The sequence below is a fragment of the Burkholderia sp. Bp9142 genome, from assembly GCF_003853415.1.
GTDB lineage: Bacteria > Pseudomonadota > Gammaproteobacteria > Burkholderiales > Burkholderiaceae > Burkholderia.
The window spans coordinates 1-11412 of sequence record NZ_QTPP01000071.1 but is presented as its reverse complement, the minus strand read 5'-3'; the positions used below and the strand labels follow the sequence as shown (position 1 = coordinate 11412).

At 57.8% G+C, this 11412-nt stretch carries 9 protein-coding genes and 2 pseudogenes; 5 read left to right on the top strand and 6 right to left on the bottom strand.

Annotated elements, in window-relative coordinates:
• The 3 genes from DIE22_RS37450 to DIE22_RS37440 all read right to left on the bottom strand — a co-directional run.
• Window positions 1-425 (bottom strand): ABC transporter ATP-binding protein (locus tag DIE22_RS37450; RefSeq protein ID WP_148093209.1); only part of this gene is annotated, 425 nt, incomplete at its 3' end.
• A 24-nt stretch (window positions 426-449) separates the two neighbouring features.
• The gene (locus tag DIE22_RS37445) at window positions 450-1619 is read right to left on the bottom strand and encodes an ABC transporter permease subunit (protein WP_124607519.1); all 1170 of its coding nucleotides are present in this window, start codon (window positions 1617-1619) and stop codon (window positions 450-452) included.
• Window positions 1620-1629: 10 nt separating this feature from the next.
• Window positions 1630-2580 (bottom strand): branched-chain amino acid ABC transporter permease, encoded by a 951-nt coding sequence (locus tag DIE22_RS37440; RefSeq protein WP_124607518.1) that lies wholly within the window; start codon window positions 2578-2580, stop codon window positions 1630-1632.
• 1041 nt (window positions 2581-3621) lie between these two features.
• Between DIE22_RS37440 and panB the strand changes: the two genes are divergently transcribed.
• From panB to DIE22_RS37420, 4 genes and pseudogenes are all read left to right on the top strand, one after another.
• The gene (gene panB / locus DIE22_RS37435; protein ID WP_409410213.1) at window positions 3622-4521 is read left to right on the top strand and encodes a 3-methyl-2-oxobutanoate hydroxymethyltransferase; all 900 of its coding nucleotides are present in this window, start codon (window positions 3622-3624) and stop codon (window positions 4519-4521) included.
• 290 nt (window positions 4522-4811) lie between these two features.
• Window positions 4812-5006 (top strand): annotated as a pseudogene (locus tag DIE22_RS37430) (LysR family transcriptional regulator); the annotation flags it as partial.
• A 172-nt stretch (window positions 5007-5178) separates the two neighbouring features.
• Window positions 5179-5643 (top strand): annotated as a pseudogene (locus tag DIE22_RS37425) (LysR family substrate-binding domain-containing protein); the annotation flags it as partial.
• 56 nt (window positions 5644-5699) lie between these two features.
• Complete coding sequence (locus DIE22_RS37420; protein WP_124607514.1) at window positions 5700-6401, top strand: alpha/beta fold hydrolase; 702 nt, start codon at window positions 5700-5702, stop codon at window positions 6399-6401.
• A gap of 48 nt (window positions 6402-6449) precedes the next feature.
• On the opposite strand, the gene DIE22_RS37415 is transcribed toward DIE22_RS37420, so the two are convergent.
• The 3 genes from DIE22_RS37415 to DIE22_RS37405 form a co-directional block, all read right to left on the bottom strand.
• The gene (locus DIE22_RS37415; RefSeq protein WP_124607513.1) at window positions 6450-7775 is read right to left on the bottom strand and encodes a dicarboxylate/amino acid:cation symporter; all 1326 of its coding nucleotides are present in this window, start codon (window positions 7773-7775) and stop codon (window positions 6450-6452) included.
• 110 nt (window positions 7776-7885) lie between these two features.
• Window positions 7886-8356, bottom strand: a complete 471-nt coding sequence (locus tag DIE22_RS37410) for a RidA family protein (RefSeq protein WP_124607512.1) — start codon at window positions 8354-8356, stop codon at window positions 7886-7888.
• A gap of 231 nt (window positions 8357-8587) precedes the next feature.
• Window positions 8588-9814 carry a diaminopropionate ammonia-lyase gene (locus tag DIE22_RS37405; protein WP_124607511.1) on the bottom strand — a complete coding sequence of 409 codons (1227 nt, stop codon included), beginning with the start codon at window positions 9812-9814 and terminating at the stop codon, window positions 8588-8590.
• 292 nt (window positions 9815-10106) lie between these two features.
• Between DIE22_RS37405 and DIE22_RS37400 the strand changes: the two genes are divergently transcribed.
• On the top strand, window positions 10107-11021 hold the full coding sequence (locus DIE22_RS37400) for a LysR family transcriptional regulator (protein WP_124607510.1): 915 nt from the start codon (window positions 10107-10109) through the stop codon (window positions 11019-11021).
• Window positions 11022-11412 lie beyond the last annotated feature (391 nt).

The window sequence follows — 11412 nt, the reverse complement described above, 5'->3', positions numbered from 1 at the left end:
TATTCGAGCAGCTCGATCGCGCGTTCCTTGATCTCGCGCTCTTCCTGGCGTTCGGCCGGCGTCTGGAACACCGCGCCGAGCAGCCCGTGCTTGGTGCGCACGTGGCGGCCCACCATCACGTTCTCGAGCGCCGTCATCCCGCCGAACAGGCGGATGTTCTGGAACGTGCGCGCGATGCCCGTCTTCGCGACCTGATGCACCGCGGTCGGCTTGTATTCCGTGCCGTCGAGCTTGAACTCGCCGGAGTCCGGCGTGTAGAGGCCCGTGATCACGTTGAAGAACGTGGTCTTGCCGGCGCCGTTCGGGCCGATCAGCCCGTAGATCTCGCCTTCCTTGATCTGCAGGCCGACGTCGGACAGTGCCTGCAGGCCGCCGAAGCGTTTGTTCACGCCTTTAACGGACAGTCGGATTTTTTTGTCGCTCATGTGTGTATCCCCAGTGTCCGTAGGTTAGGCGCGCACCGGCTTCTTGCTGGCGCGCTTCGCCAGTTTCGCGATTCTGTCCTCATGCTTCGGCGCGGGCCACAGGCCTTCCGAGCGGTATAGCATGATGACGACCATCGCGAGGCCGTACAGCGCCTGACGGATCACTTCGGTATCGACGATGTCGTGGCCGAAAATCGCGTGCTGCAGCGGGCTCATCGTCGAGCGCAGGAATTCCGGGAAGATCGCGAGCAGCACCGCACCCAGGATCACGCCCGGGATGTGGCCCATGCCGCCCAGCACCACGCACGCGAGCACGACGATCGATTCCCAGAACGTGAACGATTCCGGCGACACGAAGCCCTGGAACGAGCCGAACATCGCGCCCGACAGGCCGCCGAACGACGCGCCCATCGCGAATGCGAGCAGCTTCACGTTACGGGTGTTGATACCCATCGCCTTCGCCGCGATCTCGTCCTCGCGGATCGCCGCCCAGGCGCGGCCGATACGCGAGTGCTGCAGGCGCGTACACGTCCAGATCACCAGCAGCGCGCAGAGCACGAACAGGTAGTAGTACATGTAGACCGACGGCAGCTGGAAGCCGAAGATCGAGTGCGTCTGCGACAGGTTGAAGCCGCCGACGTGCACCGGATCGATGCCCGTGATCCCCTTCGGGCCGTTGGTGATGTTCACCGGGCGGTCGAGGTTGTTCATGAAGATCCGGACGATCTCACCGAAGCCGAGCGTGACGATCGCCAGGTAGTCGCCGCGCAGGCGCAGCGTCGGCGCGCCGAGCAGGATCCCGAAGGTCGCCGCGAGCGCCATCGCGATCGGCACGATGAGCAGGAACGGCACGTGCAGCCCGTTCGGCGCGAGCGCCGCGATCCACTCGAACTGCGAGGCCAGGTGCGGCGAGCTCAGCAGTGCCGCCGTGTACGCACCCACCGCGTAGAACGCGATGTAGCCCAGGTCGAGCAAGCCGGCGAAGCCGACCACGACGTTCAGGCCCAGCGCGAGCATCACGTACAGCATCGCGAAGTCGAGCACGCGGACCCAGTAGTTGCCGCCCGCCGAGCCGATGATGATCGGCGCCGCGATAACGAAGGCCGCAGTCAGGATGCCGATGATGACGGTCTTGGCGGTGTTGCGCTCTTCGACAAGCGTCATCGGCGTTTCAATCTGTTGGGTGGAATTCATCTGCTTCTCCTTATGCGCGGTCAGCCACACGCTCGCCCAACAGGCCCGACGGACGGAACACCAGCACGATGATCAGCACGATGAAGGCGAACACGTCCTGGTAGTTGCTGCCGAATACGCCGCCCGTGAGGTTGCCGATGTAACCCGCGCCGAGCTGCTCAATCAGGCCAAGAACCAAGCCTCCGACCATCGCACCTGCGAGATTGCCGATCCCGCCCAGCACCGCCGCCGTGAACGCTTTCAGGCCAGGGATGAAGCCCATGTAGAAGTGCACGTTGCCGTATTCGGACGCGATCATCACGCCGGCCAGTGCAGCCAGTGCCGAACCAATCATGAAGGTCGCCGAGATCACGAAGTTCGGGTTCACGCCCATCAGACTTGCATTATTTGGGTTTTCCGCAATCGCACGCATCGCGCGGCCAAGCTTCGTCTTGTGGACCAACAGCAGCAGGCCACCCATCACGATGAACGCCACCGCGATAATCACGATTTCGGTCATCGAGATCACGGCGCCAGTTGTCGTGTCGGTCGCCTTGATTACGTTTATTGGGTCGGTCGGCAGAAGTTGAGGGAACGGCAACGGGTTACGCGACCAGATGATCATCGCGGCCGTCTGCAGCAGGATCGATACGCCAATTGCGGTAATCAGCGGTGCGAGGCGCGGTGCACGACGCAGCGGCCGGTATGCGACGCGCTCGATCGTGAAGCCGACGCCCGCACAGACGACCGCGGCGATGCCTAGCCCGATCGTCAGGGTCGCGACGTTGCCTAGTTCCGGGAAATGGTTCTGCAACACGGTAATGGCCGACAGCGCGACCATTGCCCCTACCATCAGTACGTCCGCATGCGCGAAGTTGATGATGCCGAGGATGCCATACACCATCGTATAGCCCAACGCGATGATGGCGTAGACGCTACCGAGCACCAGTCCGTTGAGAATCTGCTGGATGAAAATATCCATCTGGAATGCCTATTTGATTGGGGAGGCTGGACAACGCGAAAAACGATGTCGCGTCGAAGTCGCCTAGACTGCGACGCGCATCACGGTGAGTAGCCCACTAGGCTGGTAGTCATCCGTGACACCTTGCATCTTCCGAATGAGCAAGGCTATGCGGGAACAAGTTTGCACTGACCACGTATAAATCGCCTTACGCCAAGGATGACTGTGCACTCGGCAGCGAACAATATCTAACCCCAATACCGGCTTGGCAATCTTCGATGGCCAAGATGATCTGAACCTCACGTCTCACTCCTCCAATCTCATTAGATCAACCTACGCACGCACGGTTGAAATCTCCCCGCTAAGTCCGCCACTGCCTTCTGTACTCTTGTTCTGATCGTAGTGACGACAAATAGTGGCCCCTTGCGAATCACTTCGTTCCAGGCACTACCGAGATCGAATTCTGTCCAGTCATAAACTCACGGGCAAGGCCGAAAAAGTCATGACCTCATGCATGTTTGAACTCTCTGGAATACGATGAAAATGAACTAGTTAAATATGAAGTGAGTAGCAGCTTCGATGCGGACTGGCGGTGCGTCCCCGGGAAAAAATGACATTCCAAAAAGTCATTACGCCATGATCTTTCTGCGCTTGACATCCCGGTCGCCAAAAAATACCTTCCCACAAATAGATATCACCAATCAAATATCGAAATGCAATTGATTTTTATTTTGACTGATTCGCAAACCTCTGCACCTCTACGTCTGAACTGGACCCTCATAAAAAATAATCTTGCCTACAGTGCCCATTTCGTTTCCGAGAGAAAAATCGACATACGCCGCCTCTTTACACACTCGTGCCTCTCGATGAGGCATGATCGCAACGGACGCTCACCGCTTCCACAAGCGTGCTGCCCACGTGCAGACTCGAACAGCTGAGCACGCCGACCAATCCTCAAAAGATGCGATCGATTGTGCGTCTATGCATCAGCGCTTCACGGCAATCACTTCGAGTCCATTATGCTTTTCACCTTTTTTTGAACGACACATGTCCGAACGTCCTATTTCAAGCACGTCGGCTCCTCATCCAGAGGCGGCCGAGCAAACAACCGCACCGTATGGTTCGACCGCCAGCCAGACTGAACGCATCCGGAAACCAATCACCACAATGCGCATCGCAGATATGCGCTCAAAGGGCGAAAAGATCGCCGTGCTAACCTCGTACGATGCTACGTTTGCAGCGGTCGCAGATGCTGCGGGCGTTGATTGCATCATGGTCGGTGACTCGTTGGGAATGGTGTGTCAAGGTATGGCTACCACGGTCGGTGTATCGCTCGACGAGATGAAATACCATACTCGATGCGTAGCGCACGGACTTGTACGTTCCCAAGCAACAGCATTGGTGATCGCGGATCTGCCCTTCGGTAGCTATCATCAATCTCGAGAGCAGGCGATTACGTCGGCCGTAGAACTTATGCAAGCCGGCGCTAACGTGGTGAAGCTCGAGGGCGGCGGCTGGACGACAGAAATCGTCGCGTTTTTGGTCGAGCGCGGGATTCCCGTCTGTGGCCATCTTGGGCTTACGCCGCAAACGGTGTCAGCGCTTGGCGGTTTTCGTGTCCAGGGGCGCCAGCAAGAAGCTGCGGATCGACTGCGCGTTGACGCACGGGCGCTCGATGACGCGGGAGCGACGATGATGGTGCTCGAAATGATTCCGGCTCGACTGGCGCAAGTCATCACAGACGAAATGACGTCGTGCGCGACTATCGGCATCGGGGCGGGAAGCGGTACAGCAGGCCAGGTGCTCGTCATGCACGATATGCTCGGCATAAACCTTGGGCGTATGCCGAAGTTTGTGCGTAATTTTATGAAGGAAACGGGTGAAGTCCATGCCGCCTTCAGCGCATATGTTGGTGCCGTCAAGGATGGATCGTTTCCTGACAATCAGCAGCACGCCTGGTAGGCTCATTCGCCATATTGAGAAGCGTAACGGTGGCGAGGGTGCGGGAGCTTCCGGTCTGGAGAGCAAATCCGCGGCCCGCCGCCACACCTTCACGACTTCACTTTACGTCTCGGCATGCGATGCGCTAACCCGCCGGCTTGCCACTCCACACGCTTGGAACACGCATGATCGACGTTCAGAAAATGGTATCCGACAGCTTCGGATAACAAGGTTTGATGGAAACAGTCGGCGCCACGTTGGGCGTGGTGTCTGACGGTGAGGCGCAGATCACCTTGCCGAATTTCAGGCACCTTCACGAAGTCACCTCAGCAGCGGCTGCGGAACTCTGGATTGCGCTGGTACCGAAATTCTTCGTCGAAAGGCAGGTCGAACAGCTTGGTCTCGTCATACCTGTGGATATAAGTTCGCATGCCGATTCTGCGTATTACCTCGTCTATCCGACCGAGCTCAGTCACGGCAAACCACTGGAACTCTTTCGCGCGTAGCGATCGAGCTCGTCCGGTCCGTGATGTTTTCAATCATCCCGCATGCCGTCCGTCATTTCCGGGCCTCATCTCCTGAAGTACAAATCGATTTGCTCGCACGCACGACAGAGGATCAGCCTTCGGACTTGCTAACCGGGAGAATTTAGATCGGAATTTCACGCTTTGTGGGGAACGTCGAACGGTCGATGGGCTCACCTACACGCCACTCTGTGACGACCCGTTCGTGGTTGCGCTTCCCGCCGACCATCGGCTCGCGCGCAGAAAGATCTTGAAAGCCGAGCATCTAGACGATGTTCCCTTCATTCCCTTCCCGAGAATCCCACAAACGCATTACGATGAAGACACGTTCTCGTTGCTGCGCAGAGCCGGTGGTAACCCAGTTCCGTCCTATCACGCAAACGAGATCAATATCGCGCTGGGCATGGTTGCCTCGGGCCTGGGCTTTTCACTCGTCGGGCGCTCTGTGTGCGAGGGATGCCGCCGCGACGTTGCGTTCGTCAGGCTTGCAAACTTTCCCGAAGTCGCCAAAATTATGGCCGTGACGCGATCCCGTGAGGAGAGCAGGATCGTATCCTCGTTTGTTGCGTCGCTGGGCACATACTTGGCGAAGACCCGATCGGTTGAAGTCGATGAATAGGCCCCTGCCACTCAGGCTTGCATCGCTTCCTATTCCACCCACGAGCACCTTCAAAGATGAAAATCGAGTTTGTACCAGGTACCATGTGCGACGAACGGCTGTGGAGCCGTCTGCTACCCTATCTCGGTCAGCAGATCCAACCGCACTTCATCTCGCTCGCTGACGTTAGCGACCGCGACGCGATCCACCTAAAGCTCGCCGACGAGATTCCCGAAGGTGCGCACGTCGTTGCGTTCTCGATGGGCGGCTATCTCGCCCTGGAACATGCCCTCGCCAACCCTCAAAAGCTGTGCTCGCTCGTTGTCATTGCGGCTTCAGCGAGAGGACTCGGCGCGCAGGAACGCGGTCGACGCCAACGCATGCTTGAACACCTTGCTTCACGGCCTTATGCCGGGATCTCACGAGCGCAGGTCGCAACATTCCTTGGTAGCGCAGGTGCCGCTGATTCCGGCTTGACCGATCTCATTATCGAGATGGACCACTCGCTCGGTGCACGAACCTTCCAGGCGCAGCTGTCGGCCTCCATGGACCGCCCTGATCTCCTTCCTTCGTTGTCGACGCTCGACTGTCCCGTCCTGATCGTGGGTTCAACGGATGACAGGCTCGTCCAGGTGGAGCATCTGGAGGAGATGAACAATGCACTTCCCCATTGCCGGCTGCGACTATTGCACGGTTCAGGACACATGATTCCGCTTGAGGCTCCCGAAGCACTCTCGAGGGAAATATCTGCGTTTCACCAGTCGCTCGAAGCAAACTAGCTTCCTGCCGCAATCACACATTGCGGCAGGGCAGCCTCTCGCCCGGAGTCAGGTCGAAGCATCGGCTGGACGGGGCGAAGACACATGCTCCTGACCCAGTCCTGTTTCCGCGTCCGCTTCTCGGTCGTCCGCTTCCGACGAGCCTAACGCACCCTCCCATTTTGCGACGATTGCGCAGGCTATCGAATTGCCAACGGCGTTTGTCGCGGATCGCCCCATATCCATGAACGTGTCAACCGCCATGATCATGAGCAATCCTGCCTCCGGAAGGTGGAAGTGGTTAAGCGTTGCGGCGATGACGACGAGAGACGCTCTAGGAACCCCTGCAATGCCCTTGGAAGTGACCATGAGCATCAAAAGCATGACAATCTGTGTTTCGATCGGCAACGCGATACCGTAGGCCTGCGCGATGAAGAGAATGGTGAACGTGCAATAGACCATCGTTCCATCGAGATTGAACGAATAGCCCAGCGGAAGAACGAAACTCGAAATCCGCCGGCTCACTCCAAACCGGTCGAGAGCTGTCAGCAGTTGGGGAAAGGCGGCCTCAGAGCTCGCTGTCATGAACGACAGCAGGAACGGCGCGCGAATCGTCCGGATAAGGGTAAAGACGCGTCGACCGAGAAAGACAAATCCCGCCAGAACCAGAACGACCCAAAGGCTTGCCAGTCCGAGATAGAAAAGACCAATAAACTTGGCAAAGGTCAGCACAATACCGAGACCTTTTGTCGCGATGATCGATGCGACTGCGGTGAACACCGCAACTGGCGAGAAGCGCATGACCGCTTCCGTGATCTTCAGCATCATCGTCCCGACCTGGTCGATCACCTCGACCAGCAGCTTGCCCCGCTCGCCGAGCGCAGCGAGGGCTGTTCCGCAAAAAATCGAGAACACGACAACCTGCAGTATCTCGTTCTGCGCCATCGATTCTGCTGCGGAACGTGGAACCAGGTGAGTAATAAAGTCCTTGAGAGAAAATGCCGTCGTGCTCAACGGTATGCTCGCTCCCACCTCTGGTAACGGAAGATTGGTATGGGCGCCAGGTTGCAACCAGTTTGCGAGAATGAGACCAAGTGCGAGCGAAACAAGTGACGCGGAGATAAACCACGTCATCGCCTTCAACCCTACTCGCCCGACTGCGCCTGCGTCGCCAATTTTTGCGATACCGGGAACCAATGTCGCGAAAACCAGCGGCGCGATGATCATTTTTATAAGACGGAGAAAGACTTCCGTTCCAATGGATAGATATCCGGCGATTGACAAAATCTTTGTGGAATCGGAAATCTGGTCGTGACAGATTGCTCCTACGATGGCGCCCAGGATCATCGCGCCAACTATATAGCGGGTAATGGATTTGGATTTTCTCTGTTTCATGGATTTCTCGGTGGGAACCTATGGCAAGCCGCCTTGCCGATCGCAGGCGTTCTCGAAGCGAACAGATGACTTGCCCGCAGTTGCTAGGTGTAGTCTCGAAACGTAGTGCGTTAGGTCGATGACACGATCTCGAAGACCGCTTCGATCTCGACCGACAACCCAGCGGGCAACGATGCCATTCCGACCGCGGAACGTGCGTGTCGCCCCCTTTCACCAAGGACTTCCAGGAACAGATTCGAACAGCCGTCAATTACTTTGGGATGGTCCTTGAAGTCTGGAGTCGCCTGAACCATCCCGAGAATTTTTACGACCCCACGAATGTTTTCCAGATCGCCAATCGCATTCTGAACGGTCGCAAGCAGCTGAAGCCCGATCCTTCGCGCGTCGTCGTAGCCTTGCTCGGTCGTGTAACCATCGCCAAGCCGCCCTTTTCGCAGTGTGCCATCGGCATTTCGGGCGCCTTGCCCGGAGAGGAACAGCAGATTTCCCGACCGGTAGTACGATGCGTAGCTCCCAACCGGAGCGGGGACCGTGGGAAGATCGATAGACAAGGCTGAGAGGCGTCCTGCAATTGTGGTCACAACAGTCTCCTAATGCTTTGGCAATCACACGTGCACGTGAAGCGCGATATCGTGCCCTGCCTTCGTGAGTCGTTCCGGCGCAGTCATGTACGCGAGCGCCACCGACGCGCGGTCCGAAACGACTGCACGTTCTGATTGTTCGGCCCCACCTCATCCGGGAAGTGGCCATTTGGGTGGGCGTCGACATCACGTGGATTCGCGTGGCGCACCGCCCACCATTCACATCACGACTTATCTGGAGGCACCTTCAAAAACGTCAGCTACTGGCCGCCCAACGATCCGTTCGTAGATGACCGGATCCGTCGCCCCTTCGAGACCGAACAGCAGAACCTGACTATGCTGATTCAAGCCAAGCGCTTCACGGAGCGCCGGGATTTCCTTCGACTTCAAGACCACGGCAGTCCCACCTGCCGCAGTTTCGCCGCACACGACCGGTTTATCTCCGTTGCCGGCTGCAAGCGTACGCATAGCCTCTTCGGCCCACGTGTCGGGGATCGTCACAAAGTCACTGGCGAGCCAATCGAGGATCGCCCATGCGGCAGGCGAAACCTCGCGGCACGCCAGGCCTGCCATGATCGTGTGCAACGAACCGGGCGACGGCGTCGGTACCTTGTTGAATGCGCTCTGGTAGAGGCAGTCCGCTTCATTCGGCTCCACCATCACCATACGGGGCGTGGAGCCGCCAAGCTCCTGATAAAAGCGCAGGAAAATCGCCGCGGCGATACTGCCGACCCCCCCTTGAACGAAAATATGAGTAATGGCTTGCGGGTCCGGCAGTTGCCGCAACGCCTCATCTACGAGCACCATGTAGGCATTCATGACATCGCGCGGCGACCCGGAGGCATAGTCATCCCACGAAGTGCTGGAGACAAAGTGCCAGCCATTGTTTTTCGCGTCGTTTCGTGAGCGCGCGACGGACGCTTCGTACTCGCCCTGAATGCGAATCACGATAGCACCAAGGGCTTCCATCGCGTCTTTCCGACCGGGGCTTACGTGTTCATGGATAAAGATCACGCAGCGGCACCCAAACGTCTTGGCCGCGTAGGCCAGCCCGCGGCCCTGATTCCCGTCGGTCGCAACCGTGACTGTGATGCGCTCCGTGATTTCCCGATACTTTCCTTGTCGCAGGTCGTCGGATGTCGGGCGCGTCCCGGTCTTCTTTTCGACAGCGTCGGCAAGAATGCAAAAGACCGCGTACGGCGCGCCGAGCGCCTTGAAGCTGCCCATGCCTCGACCAAAGCGCTGGCTTTCGTCCTTGTAGTAGATCTTCGAGACGTTCAATTGCCCGGCCAGGTTATCCAGCGAGTGCAACGGCTGGGCGACATACTCGGGCCAGCCGTGAATTTCTTTGACGGCAAGGCGCCATTCACCCAGATTCTCCACGGCGGGCGAAGCGTGGTCACCCTTTGCCGCATCAAGCCACGAAGCGTTCTTGCAATACTGATATTCCGAGTTCATACAGGTTCCTAACAAAAATGAGCGAAGCTGATAACGGGGCGTGAGCATCCCGGTTGTTTGTGCCTCTGAAGTGGAAGCGACACTTCCGGTTGGCCGGCCACCTACCCGCAACCGACTACCTGATTGCTCCCCCGAAGACCACCATGGTGGTCGGATGAACAAAGCGTACGCGGACAAATTTGAATGTCGTGAGCATCATGCGCATTTGGAATACCATGCATCGAAATGCGCAATGGATGTGAGAATGAGACCAAGAAGGGCTCAAAATGTAGCGCCAGCCACAGGAACAGAAATGGAAGCTAAATGGTTGGAGGACTTCCTCTCGTTAGCCGAGACACGGAGTTTCTCCCGCGCAGCCGATGACCGGCATTTGACCCAATCCGCCTTGAGTCGCCGAATCGCGGCACTCGAATCCTGGCTTGGCGCGAAACTCATCGATCGCACCGTCAGCCCGATACGGCTGACCTCGACCGGGATCATGTTTCGCGGACAGGCCGCCGACATTCTTCGGGATATTTACGCTGCGCGCACACTAGCGCAGGCACATGAACTAGTAGCTGACGGCGTGGAGGTCGTCCGTCTCTCCGTCGTGCATACGCTGCTCTTTACGTTCGTACCAGGGCGTCTCAGGCAGTTGAGAGACGAGTTGGAGCACATCAAGACCAAGGTCCAGGCCGTCAACGTGCCTGATGGTGTACAAGCACTGGTGGAAGGTGATACCGATCTCTTTGTCGCCTATCACCATCCGCAACTGCCTATCCTCCTCGATGCCAACCGCTTTCCCTTCCTGACACTTGGCGTGGACCGGCTACTGCCAATCTCGGCTGCCGACGGCCGTGGGGAGCCGATCTACAGGCTGCCGGGCGAGAATCACGATGCGGTGCCGTTTATGGCCTATGCGCCAGGAACGTTTCTCGGGAACGTCGTAGAGATGCTGATCCTGAACGCACCGAGCCGATGTTCGCTGCGTCGCACCTTCGAGGCGCACATGTCCGAAGCGGTGAAGGCGATGGTAATCGCGGGCAACGGCCTGGGATGGCTTCCGCGGAGCTGTATCGCAAAGGAACTGGACAACAAGATTGTTGCGGTGGCTGGCTCGGATAGCTGGGCTACCGACCTGGAAATTCGGATATATCGCACTTCAGAATGCCAGAACACAGCGGCTGAGGAGATGTGGAACTGGATGAGCAGGCACCGCGCCGCCTAAATACCCACGCGACACAACCGGCGCCACGGGCTCAATCGGAACCGATAGCGCCCGCGCACGGCTTTGGCGTGGTGTGCACGGATCTACTTGCGAGGTTGCAACACTGATGCGCGAACTCAAAGGTAACTTGAGTTTCGGTCGTTGGCCGACATTGATGGAACCCGAGCTACCCCTCGACGAGTGCGCGATTGCCGCTACGCGATAGCAGGGCCAAGAGCGCCTGTATCGGGTGTTGCGCACGAATATCGGAAAAGCGCTCAACCTGGCAACGACACGAAAAGCCGTCGCTGAGAACTAGAGGAAGGGTGTCGTCTGGACCTATCCGTGATTTCGTGGGCGAGGCATATCATGAGGTGTAAAAATCATGGATATGCCGATGAAGAAGAAAAGG

Excerpts from the sequence above, each read along its gene's own strand:
- DIE22_RS37400 (WP_124607510.1), top strand. The coding sequence starts at position 10,107 with ATGGAAGCTAAATGGTTGGAGGACTTCCTCTCGTTAGCCGAGACACGG.
- DIE22_RS37405 (WP_124607511.1), bottom strand. The coding sequence starts at position 9,814 with ATGAACTCGGAATATCAGTATTGCAAGAACGCTTCGTGGCTTGATGCG.
- DIE22_RS37415 (WP_124607513.1), bottom strand. The coding sequence starts at position 7,775 with ATGAAACAGAGAAAATCCAAATCCATTACCCGCTATATAGTTGGCGCG.
- DIE22_RS37440 (WP_124607518.1), bottom strand. The coding sequence starts at position 2,580 with ATGGATATTTTCATCCAGCAGATTCTCAACGGACTGGTGCTCGGTAGC.
- DIE22_RS37420 (WP_124607514.1), top strand. The coding sequence starts at position 5,700 with ATGAAAATCGAGTTTGTACCAGGTACCATGTGCGACGAACGGCTGTGG.
- DIE22_RS37445 (WP_124607519.1), bottom strand. The coding sequence starts at position 1,619 with ATGAATTCCACCCAACAGATTGAAACGCCGATGACGCTTGTCGAAGAG.